General features: G+C 65.8%; 17 protein-coding genes. 11 read left to right on the forward strand and 6 right to left on the reverse strand.

The window, feature by feature from the left end:
* Window positions 1–8: 8 nt before the first annotated feature.
* Window positions 9–977 carry a polyprenyl synthetase family protein gene (locus tag V0R62_RS10960; RefSeq protein ID WP_186712958.1) on the reverse strand — a complete coding sequence of 323 codons (969 nt, stop codon included), beginning with the start codon at window positions 975–977 and terminating at the stop codon, window positions 9–11.
* 245 nt (window positions 978–1,222) lie between these two features.
* On the opposite strand from V0R62_RS10960, the gene rplU reads away from it, so the two are divergent.
* From rplU to V0R62_RS10985, 5 genes are all read left to right on the forward strand, one after another.
* Window positions 1,223–1,537 (forward strand): 50S ribosomal protein L21, encoded by a 315-nt coding sequence (rplU, locus tag V0R62_RS10965; RefSeq protein WP_003247466.1) that lies wholly within the window; start codon window positions 1,223–1,225, stop codon window positions 1,535–1,537.
* Between the two features lie 37 nt (window positions 1,538–1,574).
* Window positions 1,575–1,832, forward strand: coding sequence for a 50S ribosomal protein L27 (gene rpmA, locus V0R62_RS10970; protein ID WP_003247464.1), 258 nt, complete (start codon window positions 1,575–1,577; stop codon window positions 1,830–1,832).
* A 188-nt stretch (window positions 1,833–2,020) separates the two neighbouring features.
* The gene (cgtA, locus tag V0R62_RS10975) at window positions 2,021–3,244 is read left to right on the forward strand and encodes an Obg family GTPase CgtA (protein WP_110735931.1); all 1,224 of its coding nucleotides are present in this window, start codon (window positions 2,021–2,023) and stop codon (window positions 3,242–3,244) included.
* Window positions 3,245–3,331: 87 nt separating this feature from the next.
* Window positions 3,332–4,450 (forward strand): glutamate 5-kinase, encoded by a 1,119-nt coding sequence (gene proB / locus V0R62_RS10980; protein ID WP_330103730.1) that lies wholly within the window; start codon window positions 3,332–3,334, stop codon window positions 4,448–4,450.
* 23 nt (window positions 4,451–4,473) lie between these two features.
* Entirely contained in the window at window positions 4,474–4,920 is a 447-nt protein-coding gene (locus V0R62_RS10985; RefSeq protein ID WP_240064657.1) for a CreA family protein, read from the forward strand.
* 129 nt (window positions 4,921–5,049) lie between these two features.
* Here the strand turns inward: V0R62_RS10985 and mksF are convergent, their stop codons facing one another.
* Genes mksF through mksB form a run of 3 tightly spaced genes read right to left on the reverse strand, consistent with a single transcriptional unit; the run spans window position 5,050 to window position 9,864 of the window.
* Entirely contained in the window at window positions 5,050–7,881 is a 2,832-nt protein-coding gene (mksF, locus tag V0R62_RS10990; RefSeq protein ID WP_330103731.1) for an Mks condensin complex protein MksF, read from the reverse strand.
* Window positions 7,878–8,585 (reverse strand): Mks condensin complex protein MksE, encoded by a 708-nt coding sequence (mksE, locus tag V0R62_RS10995; RefSeq protein WP_011532174.1) that lies wholly within the window; start codon window positions 8,583–8,585, stop codon window positions 7,878–7,880. The genes mksF and mksE overlap by 4 nt, the downstream gene beginning before the upstream one ends.
* Window positions 8,575–9,864, reverse strand: coding sequence for an Mks condensin complex protein MksB (gene mksB / locus V0R62_RS11000; RefSeq protein ID WP_050706885.1), 1,290 nt, complete (start codon window positions 9,862–9,864; stop codon window positions 8,575–8,577). Before mksB ends, mksE begins: the two co-directional genes overlap by 11 nt.
* A gap of 234 nt (window positions 9,865–10,098) precedes the next feature.
* Here mksB and V0R62_RS11005 point away from each other — a divergent pair, with 234 nt between their 5' ends.
* Window positions 10,099–10,890, forward strand: coding sequence for an energy transducer TonB (locus V0R62_RS11005; RefSeq protein ID WP_330103732.1), 792 nt, complete (start codon window positions 10,099–10,101; stop codon window positions 10,888–10,890).
* On the forward strand, window positions 10,887–11,342 hold the full coding sequence (gene rimI / locus V0R62_RS11010) for a ribosomal protein S18-alanine N-acetyltransferase (RefSeq protein ID WP_028691170.1): 456 nt from the start codon (window positions 10,887–10,889) through the stop codon (window positions 11,340–11,342). Before V0R62_RS11005 ends, rimI begins: the two co-directional genes overlap by 4 nt.
* Window positions 11,343–11,490: 148 nt before the next feature.
* On the opposite strand, the gene V0R62_RS11015 is transcribed toward rimI, so the two are convergent.
* The gene (locus V0R62_RS11015; RefSeq protein ID WP_330103733.1) at window positions 11,491–12,654 is read right to left on the reverse strand and encodes a hypothetical protein; all 1,164 of its coding nucleotides are present in this window, start codon (window positions 12,652–12,654) and stop codon (window positions 11,491–11,493) included.
* Between the two features lie 66 nt (window positions 12,655–12,720).
* Here V0R62_RS11015 and V0R62_RS11020 point away from each other — a divergent pair, with 66 nt between their 5' ends.
* Window positions 12,721–13,305 (forward strand): YcbK family protein, encoded by a 585-nt coding sequence (locus V0R62_RS11020; RefSeq protein ID WP_330103734.1) that lies wholly within the window; start codon window positions 12,721–12,723, stop codon window positions 13,303–13,305.
* Here the strand turns inward: V0R62_RS11020 and V0R62_RS11025 are convergent.
* The gene (locus V0R62_RS11025) at window positions 13,245–14,150 is read right to left on the reverse strand and encodes a LysR substrate-binding domain-containing protein (protein ID WP_330103735.1); all 906 of its coding nucleotides are present in this window, start codon (window positions 14,148–14,150) and stop codon (window positions 13,245–13,247) included. The genes V0R62_RS11020 and V0R62_RS11025 overlap by 61 nt on opposite strands.
* Before the next feature lie 202 nt (window positions 14,151–14,352).
* On the opposite strand from V0R62_RS11025, the gene V0R62_RS11030 reads away from it, so the two are divergent.
* The 3 genes from V0R62_RS11030 to V0R62_RS11040 all read left to right on the forward strand — a co-directional run bounded on the left by V0R62_RS11030 (window position 14,353) and on the right by V0R62_RS11040 (window position 16,507).
* A complete protein-coding gene (locus tag V0R62_RS11030) occupies window positions 14,353–14,967 on the forward strand; it encodes a LysE family translocator (RefSeq protein ID WP_330103736.1) in 615 nt (204 codons plus the stop codon).
* A 68-nt stretch (window positions 14,968–15,035) separates the two neighbouring features.
* The gene (locus V0R62_RS11035; protein ID WP_330103737.1) at window positions 15,036–15,557 is read left to right on the forward strand and encodes a sigma-70 family RNA polymerase sigma factor; all 522 of its coding nucleotides are present in this window, start codon (window positions 15,036–15,038) and stop codon (window positions 15,555–15,557) included.
* Window positions 15,554–16,507, forward strand: a complete 954-nt coding sequence (locus V0R62_RS11040) for a FecR family protein (RefSeq protein WP_330103738.1) — start codon at window positions 15,554–15,556, stop codon at window positions 16,505–16,507. Before V0R62_RS11035 ends, V0R62_RS11040 begins: the two co-directional genes overlap by 4 nt.
* Window positions 16,508–16,541 lie beyond the last annotated feature (34 nt).

Here is a 16,541-nt window from a genome sequence, read left to right on the forward strand (position 1 = left end):
GCGATGAATCAGTGGGTACGCGCGACCGCGAACTCGCTCAGCTCGACCAGGGCATCCCGGTACTCGCTGGCCGGCAGCACTTCCAGGCAGGCGATGGCGCGGGCGACGTAGTCGCGGGCCATCTGCGCGGTGTAGTCCAGGGCACCGGACGCCTCGACGGCGATGCGGATCTGCTCCAGGTCTTCCAGACCACCCTTCTGGATCGCCTGGCGCACCAGCGCGGCCTGCTCCGGGGTGCCTTCGCGCATGGTGTAGATCAGCGGCAGGGTCGGCTTGCCTTCGGCCAGGTCGTCGCCGACGTTCTTGCCCAGGGTCTCGGAGTCGCCCTTGTAGTCCAGCAGGTCGTCGACCAGCTGGAAGGCCACGCCCAGGTGGTCGCCGAAGGTGCGCAGGGCTTCGCGCTGCTCGTCGGTGGCGCCGGCCAGCGCGGCGGCGCTGTGGGTCGAGGCCTCGAACAGCATCGCGGTCTTGCCGCGGATGACGTCCATGTACACTTCTTCGGTGGTGCTGGCGTCGCGCACCCGCGACAGCTGCAGCACTTCACCCTCGGCGATCACCCGGGTGGCCTTGGACAGGATCTGCATGACCGGCATCGAGCCCAGCTCGACCATCATCTCGAACGAGCGCGAATAGAGGAAGTCGCCCACCAGCACGCTCGGCGCGTTGCCCCACAGGGCGTTGGCAGTGGAGCGGCCACGGCGCATGCCGGACATGTCGACCACGTCGTCGTGCAGCAGGGTGGCGGTGTGCAGGAACTCGATTGTCGCCGCCAGCAGGCGCAGGTCGTCGCCTTCGCGACCCAGGGCCTTGCCGCACAGCAGCACCAGCAGGGGGCGCAGGCGCTTGCCGCCGGCGGACGTGATATAGTCACCGATCTTCGATACCAGCGGGACGCGCGAGGTCAGCTGCTTCTTGATGATCTCGTCGACGGCGCTGAAATCGTCAGCTACCGCGCGGTAGAAGGATTGGGGTTGCATCGGCTGCTCCATTGAGGTTGCGCGGCATGCTAGGTCGCAGGTACCGGTGTGTCAAGGCGCGCTGCCCGTGCCCCCGGGCCGGCACTTGCAAGCATTTATAGGGTTGCGTACAATCGCGCACCCTAACTTTCCTGGGCAGCACCTGCCTTACGCAATTGCACCGGGCCGTTCCAGCCCTGTGCAGCCATGCCAGCCAATACTCATCATATAAAGCGCTGGGTGAGCAGGATTATCGGAGAAATACCATGTCTTACGCAGTAATCGTTACCGGCGGCAAGCAGTACAAAGTCGCTGAAGGTGAATTCCTCAAGATCGAAAAACTGGAAGTCGCCACTGGCGAATCCGTGACCTTCGATCGCGTTCTGCTGGTCGCCAACGGTGAAGAAGTCACCATCGGCGCTCCAGTTGTTGCTGGCGCTAAAGTAGTGGCCGAAGTCGTTTCGCAAGGCCGCCACGACAAGGTTCGCATCATCAAGTTCCGTCGTCGTAAGCACCACATGAAGCGCATGGGCCACCGCCAGTGGTTCACCGAAATCAAAATCACCGGTATCCAGGCTTAATCGCCCCGATCCCCTGAATTTATTGGAGAATTGAACCATGGCTCACAAGAAGGCTGGTGGTAGTACTCGTAACGGTCGCGACTCAGAATCTAAACGCCTTGGCGTGAAGATGTATGGCGGCCAGGTGATCAAGCCGGGCAACATCATCGTCCGTCAGCGCGGCACCGAATTCCACGCTGGCTACGGCGTTGGCATGGGCAAGGATCACACCCTGTTCGCCAAGATCGAAGGCGTGATCAAGTTCGAGAAGAAAGGCGAGTTCATGCGCCGTTACGTGAGCATCGTCGCCGCTTAATCGCGACGTCGCTCCAGAAGCCCCGTCATGCGACGGGGCTTTTTCGTTTGTGGTGAGCCTCTTGCAAAGCTGTTTGAATGGGCTGCCGGCGTTGGTTTCTGGTTCGTACGGGGCCGCCGCGCTCATCTTCGCAAGAGCCTCATGGTTTTCTGGTTTTCGACTCGTCATCCGACGAGAGGCGGTTTTGAATGAAGTTTGTAGACGAAGTATCGATCCGGGTTAAGGCCGGTGACGGCGGCAACGGTTGCATGAGCTTCCGCCGCGAGAAATTCATCGAGAACGGCGGCCCCAACGGCGGTGACGGTGGCGACGGCGGTTCGGTGTACATGGTGGCCGACGAGAACCTCAACACTCTCGTCGACTATCGCTACACCCGTCACCACGAGGCCCAGCGCGGCTCCAACGGCGGCAGCACCGACTGCACCGGCAAGAAGGGCGATGACCTGTTCCTGCGCGTGCCGGTGGGCACCACCGTGATCGACGCAGCTACCCAGGAAGTCATCGGTGACCTGATCACCCCGGGCCAGAAGCTGATGGTCGCCCAGGGCGGCTGGCACGGCCTGGGCAACACCCGCTTCAAGTCCAGCACCAACCGTGCACCGCGCCAGACCACCCCGGGCAAGCCCGGCGATCAGCGCGACCTGAAGATGGAAATGAAGGTCCTGGCCGACGTCGGCCTGCTGGGCCTGCCGAACGCTGGCAAGAGCACCTTCATCCGCTCGGTCTCGGCCGCCAAGCCGAAAGTCGCCGACTACCCGTTCACTACCCTGGTGCCGAACCTGGGCGTGGTCAGCGTCGACCGCTGGAAGAGCTTCGTCATCGCCGACATCCCCGGCCTGATCGAAGGCGCCTCTGAAGGTGCCGGCCTGGGTATCCGCTTCCTCAAGCACCTGGCGCGTACCCGCGTGCTGCTGCACCTGGTCGACCTGGCGCCGCTGGACGGCAGCAGCCCGGCCGATGCCGCCGAGATCATCATCAACGAGCTGGCGCAGTTCAGCCCGGCGCTGGTCGATCGTGAGCGCTGGCTGGTGCTGAACAAGGCCGACATGATCATGGACGACGAGAAGGATGAGCGCGTCAAGGAAGTGGTCGAGCGTCTGAACTGGGATGGCCCGGTCTACGTGATCTCGGCCATCGCCAAGCAGGGCACCGAGAAGCTCAGCCACGACCTGATGCGCTACCTCGAGGACCGCGCCGACCGCCTGGCCAACGACCCGGCCTACGCCGAGGAACTGGCCGAGCTCGACCAGCGCATCGAAGACGAGGCCCGCGCCCAGCTGCAGGCCCTGGACGACGCCCGTACCCTGCGCCGTACCGGCGTCAAGAGCGTGCACGACATCGGCGACGATGACGACTGGGATGATTTCGAGGACGACGAAGACGGCCCGGAAATCATTTACGTGCGCGACTGATCGGTTGCTATACACTAAACGCCGCTCTCTGGAGCGGCGTTTTTGTATCCAAGGTATCTACAGATTCGACATAGGTTGGAAGAGAAGATGCGAAGCAAGGTGACTGGCGCCAAGCGCTGGGTCGTGAAGATCGGCAGCGCGCTGCTGACCGCCGATGGCAAGGGCCTCGACCGCGGCGCCATGGCGGTATGGGTCGAGCAGATGGTGGCCCTGCGTGAAGCGGGCGTGGAACTGGTGCTGGTCTCCTCCGGGGCCGTGGCCGCCGGCATGAGCCAGCTGGGCTGGACCTCGCGACCGAGCGCGATGAACGAGCTGCAGGCCGCCGCCTCGATCGGCCAGATGCGCCTGGTGCAGGCCTGGGAGTCGAGCTTCGGCGAGCACGGCAAGCACACCGCGCAAATCTTGCTGACCCACGACGACCTCTCCGACCGCAAGCGCTACCTCAATGCCCGCAGCACCCTGCGCACCCTGGTCGACCTGGGCGTGGTCCCGGTGATCAACGAGAACGACACCGTGGTCACCGACGAGATCCGCTTCGGCGACAACGACACCCTGGCCGCCCTGGTGGCCAACCTGGTGGAAGCCGACCTGCTGGTGATCCTCACCGACCGCGACGGCATGTTCGACGCCGACCCGCGCAACAACCCCGAAGCCCAGCTGATCTACGAAGCCCGTGCCGACGACCCGTCGCTGGACGCCGTGGCCGGCGGTACCGGTGGCGCCCTGGGCCGCGGCGGCATGCAGACCAAGCTGCGCGCCGCGCGCCTGGCCGCCCGTTCCGGTGCCCACACCATCATCATCGGTGGCCGTATCGAACGCGTGCTGGATCGCCTGAAGACCGGCGAGCGCCTCGGCACCCTGCTGTCGCCCGAGCGCGGCATGCTCGCCGCGCGCAAGCAGTGGCTGGCCGGCCACCTGCAGACCCGTGGCACCCTGGTACTCGACGACGGCGCCGTGAAGGCCTTGCGCGAATCGAACAAGAGCCTGTTGCCGGTGGGCGTGAAGACCGTGCAGGGCAGCTTCCGTCGCGGCGAGATGGTGGTCTGCGTCGGCCCTGACGGCCTGGAAGTGGCCCGTGGCCTGGCCAACTACAGCGCCCTGGAGGCGCAGAAGATCATCGGCCAGCCATCCGATGCCATCGAGAGCCTGCTGGGCTACAGCGCCGAACCTGAGCTGGTGCACCGCGACAACCTGGTCCTGGTCTGAAGGAGATCACCGTGCTGAAAAGGATGTTTGCCGTGGCGGCGCTGATGCTGCCGATGCTGGCCGGGGCCGAGGAGATCGGCCAGGTGTCCACCGTGTTCAAGTTCGTCGGGCCGAATGACCGCATCGTGGTCGAGGCGTTCGATGATCCGAAGGTCGACGGCGTGACTTGCTACCTGTCGCGGGCCAAGACCGGCGGCATCAAGGGTGGGTTGGGTTTGGCGGAGGACCGGGCCGAGGCGTCGATTGCCTGCCGCCAGGTCGGGCCGATCCACTTCAAGGGTGACTTGAAGGATGGCGAGGAGGTGTTCAAGGAGCGCACCTCGCTAGTGTTCAAGACCATGCAGGTGGTGCGTTTTCTCGACAAGAAGCGCAATACACTGGTGTACCTGGTGTACAGCGACCGGGTGATCGAAGGCAGCCCGCAGAATGCGGTGACGGCGATTCCGATTGTGCCTTGGGCTCAGCAGTAACTTCCCGATTTTTGGGAGGCCTTTGGCCTCCTTTCGCGGCACAAGGCCGCTCCTACAGGGTTATGCGTACCCCTTGTAGGAGCGGCCTTGTGCCGCGAAAGGGCCGCAAAGCGGCCCCAATACACCGAATCAGGCCAGTTCCTCGGCCTCATCCTCACGCACGATCGCCTTCACCTCGTCGCGACGGCTGATGTACTTCCAGTCCGCCTCGTCGATGTAGATGCCGTTCGGCCCGCTACCACCTTCCAGGTCGATCGCCACCCGCGCCGACACCTGCGGCTTCACGCTCGCCAGGATCGGTACGAAGCCCAGCTGCTGGCTGGTCTCCAGCAACGCCGCCTGGTTGCGTTCGTCGATGTCCGCCGCCTCGTCGAGGTAGTACGGCAGGCGAATGCGCCCGGCCAGGTCACGGTCCATCAGGTGCAGCAACAGGTACATGTTGGTCAGCGCCTTGATGGTCATGGTAGTGCCGTTGGACGCGGCGCCGTCGATGTCGGCGTGGATCACCGGCTGGCTGTTGATCTTGGTGATCTCGAAGGCCAGCTCGAACAGGTCCTTCAGGCCCAGCTGGTTGTGGTTAGCCGCCACCAGCCGCGCCAGGTACTCCTTGGCCTCTTCGTTCTTGTGATCCTGCTCGGCGCTTTGCGTCAGGTCGAACACCGACAGCGTTTCGCCCTCCTCGTACTGGCCGGCGCTGTGGATGATCTGGTCGATGTGCTTGAGTGCTTCCTTGTTCGGTGCCAGCACCACGCGGAAGCTCTCCAGGTTCGACACCTGGCGTTTGTTGATCTCGCGGTTGAACAGCGCCAGCTGGTGCTCGAGGCTGTCGTAGTCGCTGCGGATGTTGCGCAGGGTCCGGGCGATGTCGGTGACCGCGGCGCGGCGGGCCTTGGCCAGGGTCAGCGCTTCCTCGGTGCGGTGCGAGTAGGCGTTGATCAGCAGCTGCAGACGGCGCTCCATGTCGTCTTCGCTGTCGAACTTTGCCACGCCTTTCAGGCGCACCTGGGCGTACAGCGCCTCGATCTGGTTGTCCACGCGCTGCAGCGCCTGCCAGCTGTCCTGGTAGTCGTTGAGCAGCGGCAGCAGGTTGTCCATGGAGTCGTCGATGGCTTCCATGAACGGCGTGCCGAACGGCAGGTCGGCCGGCAGCAACTGGCGACGACGCAGGGCGTCTTCCAGGGTGCGCTGCTTGGCTTCCAGGTCGGCAATCTGCCGACCCACCAGCTGCAGCTTTGCCGACAGCTGCTGGACGCGCTCGGTGAAGGCGTCGCTGGAGCGCTTGAGTTCGTCCTGGGCAGCTTCCAGCTGGCCCAGTTGCTCCATCTTCTCCGGCTCTTCGGCGGCCAGGGTCTCGGTGCGGCGGAAGTCTTCCAGGGCCTTCTGCGCATCCAGCACCTGCTGGTACAGGGCCTCGGTCTGCGCCTTGCTGGCGGCGCGGTCGAGGGCCACGGCCTGCTGGGTCTTGAGCTGCTTGAGCTCTTTTTCCAGGCGCTCCTTCTGGTCGCGCAGGGCGGCGCGGTCGGCCAGGGCCTGCAGCGCGGGCGGGTCGATGTGCGAGATGTCGATGGACAGGCCCGGCACTTCGAAACGCTCGCCCTTGAAGCGGTCGAGCACGCCTTCGAGGGTCTTCACCCAGACGTCGCTTTCATCCAGCTCGATGCCGCGGTCGCCCAGCGGCAGGCTGAACAGCGCGCCGTTGAACAGGCGCATCAGGCGGTCGACGTCCTGCTGCGAGAACTCCTCGCGCAGGCGGGCATAGCTGTTGTTGTCGGCGTGGTCGAGCTGCTGCTTGACCGCCTTCACGCGTTTTTCCAGGTCACGCACGCGCTCGTCGAGGTCCTCGGCGGAGAACTGCCGCGACTGGGCCAGGGCACCGGCCAGTTCGTCGTGGGCGTCCTTGGCCGCCAGCAGTTGCTGTTCCAGCACCTTGACGTCGGTGACCAGGGCGAAGCGGTGCTTGAGCACTGACAGCTCACCCAGCCAACGCTGGATACCGGTGATCTCGCGCTCCAGGCGCATCAGCTCCTGGGTGCCGCCGCGCTGGTCGTTCTGCAGGCGGTCCTGCTCGCCACGGTAGTGCTCGGACTGGATCACCAGCTCTTCCTTGCGCGCCATGGCGTATTCCTGCCAGGTGCCCAGCAGGTTGTCGAGCAAGGGCGAGATGCGGTGCAGCTTGCCGCGCAGGATGTCGCGCTGGGCCACGCCGCCGGCCAGGGCCTCGACCAAGGGACCTGCGGCTACCAGGGCGTTGTAGTCGCCCTCCATGCGGCGTACGTCGCGGAAGGCCTCTTCGCAGGCGGCGATGTAGTCGACGCTGCCCGAGCGCAGGCTGTGCTCGAAGGCGTCGAGGAACAGCTGCTTGAGCTTGGCGGCGGTGATCTCGCGCATGTGCAGCAGGTTGATGAACAGCGCGCGGAAGGTCTTCAGACTCTGCTCACTGGTCGAGCGCAGCGGGATCAGGGTCAGGTCCAGCGGCACCGAGGTGTGGCCGCCGACCAGCAGCCGGCGCAGTTCGTCCGGCTTGAGCTCGTAGGCTTTCAGGCCATGGCGCTCGAGGTTGGTGAACAGTTCCTTCTGACGCAGGCAGGTGTCGTCTTTCTGGTAGTGGGCCAGGTCCAGCTCGCCCTGGTAGGCGAAGAACTGGTGGCCGAAGCCGCCGCCCGGGCCGCGGCCGACCACGCCGATCACGTGCGGGCCGTGGGGCAGGTTCAGTTCGGTGAGGATGTAGCTGGTGTCGGTGGCAAAGTAGAAGCGGCGCGACTGCTCCAGGCTGTACTTGCCGAAGCTCATGTCGGACATGCGCGCCAGGATCGGGAACTGAAGGGCGTTGATCGACGCCGATTTACCCAGGTTGTTGGCGCCATAGACCGACAGCGGGTGTTCCAGGGGGAACAGGCCAAGGCTGTAGCCAGCGGTGTTGAGCAGTGCGAAGCGGCGGATGCCGTAGCGTTCCTGGCTCATGCGTCAATCTCCTGTTGCTCTTCGCGGATCGCCCGGGCCAGGGCGTCCTCTTCGCTTTCCTCGCCGTCGAACGGGGTGAGGTCGAGCGGGTCGTCGGTGCGGTTGAGTTCCTCGGGGGTTTCTTCCACCACCAGCACGGGCACCGGCAGCGGCAGGTCGCTGTGCAGGGTGGCGGCCAGGTCGCGGTCCTGCTGGACCGACAGGCATACGTCGAGGAAACGGTGCATCGGCGGCATGAAGCGGTAGATGCCGCCCTCTTCGAAGGCGAAGCCCAGCTGGGTCATGCGGCGCATGATCTTTTCTTCGAGCTCGTCGACGGTCTGCACTTCGGCCTGCAGGAACAGGTCGCGGTACTTGTCCAGCAGCGACGGCAGTTCGTCGCGGCCGATGCTGCCGCCGTCGAGCACTGCCATCGGGTCGCGGCCCTGGTCGGCCAGGTGCTCGACCAGGATGAAGGTGAACAGCGACAGGCGCTGGGCGGTCTTGTTGACCTGCGCGGCGGCCTGCTCGGGGACGAAGTAGTAGAAGCCGCGGGTGTCGCAGACCAGCTCGAAACCGAGGGCCTTGAACAGGGTGCGGTACTGGTCCTGGAAGTTCGACAGCTGGGCGTACAGCTCCGGGTCGCGGCGGCTGATGTGGAAGCCCTTGAACAGCTCGCGGAAGATCGGCGCGAGCTGGGACAGTTCGGAAAGATCAAGATGCATGGACGGGGCTCGCGGTGGATTCGGTCGGGGTCGCCGGCTTGTTGTCGCGGCTGGAAGTCAGGGCGAAGGAGCGCAGGCTGACCAGGTGTTCGCGGGTGAGGTATTGCTGGCGATCGAGGCGCTCGCGGCTGAAGCGCTTCTCGCGCGACAGGCGCGAGAACCAGTACAGCAGCTCGTCGGTGGCGCCTTCGGGCTCCTGCTCCAGCAGCCAGACCATCAGGTCCGGCAGCGGCAGGGCGTCCTCGCAGCGTTCGAGCATTTCCTTGACCGTGCGCGGGGCGCGGGGCAGCGGGCCCTTTTGCGTCTTGTGCGCCTTGGGGAAGCGCGCAGGCTTGGGCTCGAAGCGGGCCAGCGCATAGACGTAGGCCTCGACCTGGCTGGCGCTGCCGAGGAAGGTGCTCTGCGGGCGGGTGAACAGCGGCATAGCCGCCTGCGGCACGGCGTCGATGCCCTTCTTGCGGATCACCGACAAGGCCAGGGCGGCGCCACGGGTCACGGCATTGTGCCGGCGCGCTTCTTCGCGTAGCGGCAGCAGCAGTTCGCGGGCGTGACGCAGGGTCAGCTGGGCGCTGGTCTGCATCTCGAGGATGCGCGCGTGGGTGCGCAGCAGCATGTCGTCGTCGACCAGATGGCCCAGGCGCGCCTGCTCGCCCAAAAGGCGCAGCAGCACGGTCTCGACCTTGCGCACGCCCTGCTCGAAGGCGCCGTCGGCGTTGACCAGCTGGATCATCGGCTCGACGTACTCGTCCCAGGTCGCCAGTACTTCGGCGTAGCGCTGGCGCAGGGGGATCTGCCGGTTGCTGGTCTTGGCCCGTTCGGCCACGGCCACCAGCGCCTGCTCGTCGTTGTCGAGCTTCTTCAGGACATCGCGCACGCGCATGTCGAGCAGGCGCAGCTGGCGCGCCAGGTCGTCGCTGTCGCGGTTGTCGAAGGCGTCCTGGATATGCCCGGCCAGGCGTTCCAGGTGGCGCAGATACGCCTCGATCTCCAGGCACAGGCCCAGCCGGTGTTCGCGGCGCAGGTAGGCGAGGAAGTCGTGGATCTGCGCGTTGAGCTCGAAACGGTTCGGGCTCTTGGCCACCGGGACCAGGATGTCCAGGCGGATCCACACGTCGAGCAGCTGGGTGATGTCCTGCGGGGTGCTTTCCACTTGCTGGCGGGCCAGCTGCTGGCGCAGCTCGACCAGGCTCAGGGTGCCCTGGTCGAAGCGCTCGCACAGCGGCTCGATCAGGGCCCAGTGTTCGGCTAGGGCGCGCAGGACGCGCTTGGGTTCGATCATTGGCGGGTCGACTCGTTGCCAAATAAAAGGGGCGATTGTACTGCATCCGGGGGGGAGGATTTCACCCCTTGGTCTGTTATGGGGATAACCCTGAGGCTCAAAGGGGGATTCACCGGCCCACCGGGGCGCGTGGGAGCGGTCTTGCCCCGCGAGGGCTGACAATCTGTTGCGGCGCATCCTGGGCAACGGGGTTAGAATGCCCGACTGTTTCGTCTATCCCCGGATACCCGCGCCTTGCTGATCGAGTCCCGCCGTCGCGCCTACCTGTCCGCCATGCAAGTGGTGCATTGGCTGCCGCGCGCCGAACTGCCGTTCGCCGCCCCGTCGCGGCCGGAGCTGCTGTTGCCGGTGGCGCCGGTCGAGGACGTCGACTTCGAGGTGCGTCCGGCCGCCCCCGTGCCTGCGCCGAGCGCCACCCCGGTGGCCCCCCAGGCACGCGCCGAGCGGCCGAAGATCGAAATTCCGCGCCCGGGTAGCGCGCCGAAACCTGCCGCCAAGCCGGTCGAGGCCGAGCAGGAGGCCCCCGCGCCACGCCCGGCGCCGGTGCCGCCACCACGCTTCGCCCTGCAGTTGCTGCGCGCCGGCAGTTGCCTGCTGCTGGTCGAGCTGGCCACCGGCCAGCCGTTCCAGAGCCGCGACCCGTCGTACCTGCTGCTCAAGGACATGCTGCGCGCCGCGGGCCTGCCGGATGCCCCGCAGATCATCGGCGAGCCGGTGCGCTGGCCGCTGCTGATGCGCGGCAACATGGACCAGGGCCCGGACGCCGCCCGCGACTTCGTCCAGGGCTTTATCGCCGCGCGCCTTGAGGAATCACCGTGCACCTGCCTGTGGCTGCTCGGCCTGCCGGCCATCCGCTTCGCCGGCCAGGCCGATGCCGAAGCCTATTACCAAGAACTCGAGGTCGACCTGCTCGGCAACGCCTGGGCCTTGCCCGGCCTTGAACTGTTGATGGACGAGCCGCAACGCAAGGCGGACGTCTGGAAAGCCATGCGCCGGCTGATGGCGCGCTGGAAGAGCGTTGAATGAGTGACTCGATCAGTTTCCGCCCGGCAACCGAGGCGGATCTGGATGCCCTGCTTAAAATCGAATATGCCGCCTTCAGCCACCCCTGGACCCGTGGCATCTTCCAGGATGCGCTGAAATCCTACGAAGTGTGGTTGATGTTCGTTGGCCAGCAGCAGGTCGGCCATGGCGTGATCAACGTGATCATCGACGAGGCGCACCTGCTCAACATCACCGTCAAGCCGGAGAACCAGGGCTGTGGGCTGGGCCTGCGCCTGCTCGAGCACCTGATGGCGCGGGCCTACCAGCTCAATGGCCGCGAGTGTTTCCTCGAGGTGCGCGCCAGCAACCAGTCGGCCTATCGCCTGTATGAGCGCTATGGGTTCAACGAGATTGGCCGGCGCCGTGACTACTACCCGGTGGCGGGTGGGCGGGAAGACGCGTTGGTGATGGCCTGTACGTTGCTCGAAGACTGAACACTGTCCCCTGTAGGAGCGGCCTTGTGTCGCGAAAGGGCCGCAAAGCGGCCCTGGCATTTTGCTGCGAACACTGAAATCCTGGGGCCGCTTGGCGGCCCTTTCGCGGCACGAGGCCGCTCCTAGAGGGGGCGCGTAAGCAGTCGGCTCAGATCTCCGGGTGTTCCACTTCGATCGGCTTGCGCAGATCCCGCAGGCTGCGCGTCACCGGTCCGGTGTTGCACTTGGCCGCTGCCTGTTCCGGCGTCATGTCGCGGATGGTGCGGTAGAACAGCTCGCAGGTCTGCTTCTTCTGGGTCACCTGCCACTTGCTGGTGCAGGCCTGCAGGGTGAGCTTGGCGTCGGCCTGCGGGTTGCGGCCCATGCCGGCCTGCCAGCAAGCGGCGGAGAGGTCCTGGCCCATCATCTTCAGGCCCGCGGCGTCGGCCTTGTCCTGGTCGCCGTCGTAGCTTTTCGGGTCGGCCGCGTACCAGATCGCGCTCGGGTGGTTGGCGCCGAGCACGGGCACCTTGGCGCTGTCCGGCGCCGGCGCGATGCTGACCAGCCCCAATACGTTGACCTTCGGCCCGTACTGCTGCTGGATCCACGCGCGCACCGGCGCGCCGAAGGCGACCATTGGCAGGGCGGCCTTGCCGTCGTGGGTGAGGGCCACTTCCTTGACCATCCGTACCTGGTAGTCGTTGAAGTAGCTGTAGACCCCTTCCAGGTCCTTGCCCGCGCTGGCCGGCGCGGCGATCGGGGCGATGTCGACGATGGTCTGGTAGGCCGGGGTCTGGGTGGCCTCGACGCCGTTGAAGGTCAGCAGCTGCGCCCAGCGGTCGGTGGTGTTGGACTTCAGGTAGTCCTGGTAGCGGGTCAGCGAGTAGTCCGGCGGGAAGTGCAGCAGCTCGACGCTGCGGCGGTTCTCCAGGGCCATACCCAGGGGCAGGAACAGGTACCAGCTGTAGTCCCAGCCGCCTTTCTGGTTGAGGCGGGTGGCGCCCTGGTAGGCCAGCTCGCCGCTGTCGAGCAGCTTGCGCAAGGGCTCGGTATAGCTGGCCGGCACGCCGGTGATGCTGGCGTGCAGCTTGTCGTTGTCGCGGTTCACCGTGACCTTGGCGTTGGCGTAGCCATCGCGCTGCACGCTCTGGGTGAGGTAGTGCTCGACGGTCTTCTCGAGTGTCCAGTCGCGGTAGCAGATCACGTTGCAGTTGTTGGGGTAGGCGAACAAGCGGGTGACCCGTTGGGCATCGCCCAGGTCGATCTGCGCGTCGGCCATGGCCAGGCCGCTGAAGGCGAGGGCGGCCAGGCCCGATAGAGCAATCTTGTGCATGCTTAACTCCTTGTCAGTGGCCGCCGGGACGGCGGGCGCGCCCATGGTGGACGAAGAGGAGGGGGAATGAAAAGCGCCAGGATATGGCTATTGGCTAGCGCGCTGGTCGGGCTGGGTGCGGTCCAGGCCGATGAACGCGATGTGTGGATGTTCGCCCAGTGGGCCGGCGATCACGAGAACCGCCGATTTCGTGAAATGCTGGTGGACGCCCGGCTGTATGGCGTGGTGCCGATCCACCAGTTGCTACGCTCGGCCTCGGACTGGCGCCTGTGCCAGGCCTCGCCCTTTGCGGTGCCGCCGGCGAGCCATTGGCCGGCGGTACGCTCGACGCTGGCCTTGATCCAGACCCTGGATCGGCAGGGCATCCTGCGTCAGTTCGAAGTGGTGTCGGCCTACCGCGATCCCCGGCTCAATGCCTGTGCCGGCGGCGCGCCAAGCAGCGCGCACATGCGCGCCTTCGCCGTCGACCTGCTGCTGCCAGGCTGGGCCGACCCTAGCCCGCTGTGTCGCTTCTGGCAGCAGCACGGCCAGGCCTGGAACATGGGGCTTGGCCGCTACCCCTCGGGGCGCATCCATATCGACACGGCTGGCTATCGCACCTGGGGCGGTGAAGGCGGGGCCGGCTCGTCGTTCTGCAGCAAGCCCAGGTGAGCCAGGCAGGCCCGACACTCGTCGCCGACCCACTGCGCGAAGCGCTGGCGCTTGCTGCCGTCATCCAGCGGCTGCGGGCTGAGCAGGTGGTAGCCGGAGCCATCGCGCAGGAAGCCGTACGGCGCCTGTAGCTGACCGTTGTCCAGTTCGTCACGGACCATCAGCGCCGAGGCGATGGCCATTCCCATGCCTGCGCTGGCGGCCTGGATCGACAGGTAGAAGTGCTCGAAGTCGCTGCGCGTCGTGTGCTGGATGCCCTGGCCGCTCAAGCGCAGCCAGGTGGCCCAGGCATCGGGGCGTGTGGCGCTGTGCAGCAGGCGTTGGCCCTTGAGATCCGGCGTGGCGACCGGGCCGATCCATTCATCGCAGATCTTCAGGCTGTGCAGCTGGCGGTCCCAGTGGAAGTCATCGCGGCGCAGGGCCAGGTCGATGCCGCCGCGGGCGAAGTCCACCGGGCCGCCGGCTGCCACCAGGTGCAGTTGCAGGTCAGGGTGCCGGGCATGGAAGCGCGGCAGGCGCGGGATCAGCCAGCGCATGGCGATGGTCGGCTCGCAGGACACCACCAGCACGTTGTCGTGGGTTTGCTGGTGCAGGCGCTGCACGGCGCCTTCCAGCTGTTCGAAGATCGCCTGGGTGGTGGCCTGCAGGTCGCGCCCGGCGCGGGTGAGGAAGATCGCTCGGTTGCGTCGTTCGAACAGCTCCACGCCGAGGCTTTCCTCCAGCAGGCGCACCTGGCGGCTGACGGCGCCGTGGGTGACATGCAGGTGCTCGGCGGCGCGCACGAAGCTTTCGGTGCGGGCGGCGATGTCGAAGTAGCGAAAGGCGGTGAGGGGAGGCAGTTTCATGTGCTGGCCTGTTCCGGCGCTATCGCTACAGGAACGATGGATACCGCTGTAGGAGCGGGCTTGTCCCGCGATGAGGCCGGTAAAATTTATGAAGATATGTGAGTAAAACTAGCAGATTAACCTCACTATAAATCGATTTTTACTCGTTCAAGGCAACCGGATAATCCCATCTTCCGTGAATTTTCATCGAGGATACCTGTCCGTGAACGAACTCATCGCCGTCGCCCTCTTCACCCTCCTGGCCGTCATCAGCCCCGGCGCGGACTTCGCCATGGTCACCCGCAGCAGTTATGCACAGGGCCGCAAGGCCGGCCTCGCCGCTGCGGTAGGCATTGCCCTGGGCGTGCAGGTGCATGTGCTGTACACCGTGCTCGGCATCGCCGTGATCATCAGCCAGAGCCCGACCCTGTTCCTGGCCATGAAGGTGGTGGGGGCGGGCTACCTGGTGTACCTGGGCTATAAATCGCTGACCAACACCACGCGCATAAGCCTCGACGGCCTGGCGCACAGCGAGGCCAGCGTGGCGAGCGCCCTGCGCACGGGCTTTCTGACCAACGCGCTGAACCCCAAGACCATGCTTTTCGTGGTCAGCGCCTACACCCAGGTGGTGCAGCCCGGCAGCCCGCTGGCGCTGGACTTCGCCTATGGTGCGTTCATGTCGTTCGCTCACTGGGTGTGGTTCAGCCTGGTGGCGGTGTTTTTCTCCAATCACCTGCTGCGTCGGGCGATGATCGAGCGGCAGGTGGTGGTCGATCGGGTCATTGGCGTGGCGTTGATCGGGCTGGGCTTGGCGGTGATGGTGTCAGGCGCGCGCTGAGGCAGCGATTGCATGAGGCGAGGCCAGCCGATTAACATGGAATAATTCCCATTTACGCAGCCGTGCCGATGAAATCAACCCCACCCGCTCCCGCTGACAGCCTGGATGCCCTGTACAAGGGCTACCACGGCTGGCTGCTGGTGTGGTTGCGGCGACGTCTGGAGTGCCCCCAGCACGCGGCGGACATGGCCCAGGACACCTTCGTGCGCGTTCTCGCCACCGGCCGTTACGTGGCGCCGCGTGAGCCAAGGGCGTTTCTCGCCACCGTGGCGCGGCGACTGCTGATCGACCGTGGTCGTCGGCACAAGCTCGAGCAGGCCTACCGCGAAGCCCTGGCGTTGCATGTGGAACACCTGGAACAGGCCCCCTCGCCGGAGCAGGTGATGGCGGCGCTGCAGGCCCTGGAGCAGATCGATCGGGCGCTGTCGAAGATGGCGCCACGGGTGCGCCAGGCGTTCGTCCTGCGTCACCTGGAAGGGTTGCCCCACGCCGAGATCGCCGAGCGTCTGCAGGTCTCGACCAAGAGCGTGCAGAGCTATCTGGTGCAGGCCCTGCTGCTCTGCCACGCTGCGGCGCAGGACTGTCTGTGAAAGCGCAGACCTTGCAGGCGGCGGCCGAATGGCTGGTGCGCTTGGACGATCAGCCCAGCGCCCATGAGCGTGAAGCCTTTCGCGACTGGCTTGCCGCCGATCCGGAGCACCTTGAGGCCGTCCAGCAGTTGCAAGGCTCGTTGGCGCCGCTACAGGTGTTGCAGCAGGCACCGGCCCGTGCGGCCCTCGGCGCGCTCAAGCGCCAGCGCCGGGTAGGTGGCGTGGCCCGGGTACTGGCCTTGGCGGTGGTGCTGCTGGTACCGCTGGGGCTGTTGCTGCAGCATTTTCCGGCAGCCTACCTGCTGGCCGATATCCGGACCGGCAGCGGCGAATGGAGCAGCCAGATACTGCCCGACGGCAGCCTGTTGAAACTGGACGGTCGCTCGGCGGTGGATGTGCAGTTCGATGGCAACGTCCGCACGCTGCACCTGGTGCGGGGCGAGATCCTGGTAGACGTGGCCAAGGACCCGGGGCGGCCGTTCCGGGTCGTCACCGAGCATGGCAGCGTGCGGGCGCTGGGGACGCGTTTCGTGGTCGAGCGCCTGTCCGAGCGCACGCGCCTGGCGATGCTCGAGTCGAGCACCGAGGTCGACAGTGCCGGCCAGCGGCTGGTGCTGAAGGCGGGGCAGCAAGTGCAGTTCGATGCCGCCGGGCCGGGTGTGCCCGAGGCCATCGATGGCGCGGGCGTCGAGCAGGCCTGGGCCCATCACCAGTTGCTGGTGCGCGAGCAACCGCTGGCCGAAGTGTTGCAGCGCCTGGCGCGCAACCACGGCGGCTACCTGCTGTTCGACCGCCAGTCCCTGGCGGGGATGAAGGTGACTGCGGTGCTGCCGGCCGATGACAGCGAGCGTGCCTTGCGCCTGCTGGCGCGGAGCCTGCCGATCAAGGTCGAGCACTACACGCCGTGGATTACCCGGGTTTCACCGCGTCCTGCCGCCGAGGTCAGATAAAAATCATTTCCATCTGCTTCCAGTTCTCGAATCC

Source organism: Pseudomonas carassii (assembly GCF_036324045.1).
Lineage (GTDB): Bacteria > Pseudomonadota > Gammaproteobacteria > Pseudomonadales > Pseudomonadaceae > Aquipseudomonas > Aquipseudomonas peradeniyensis.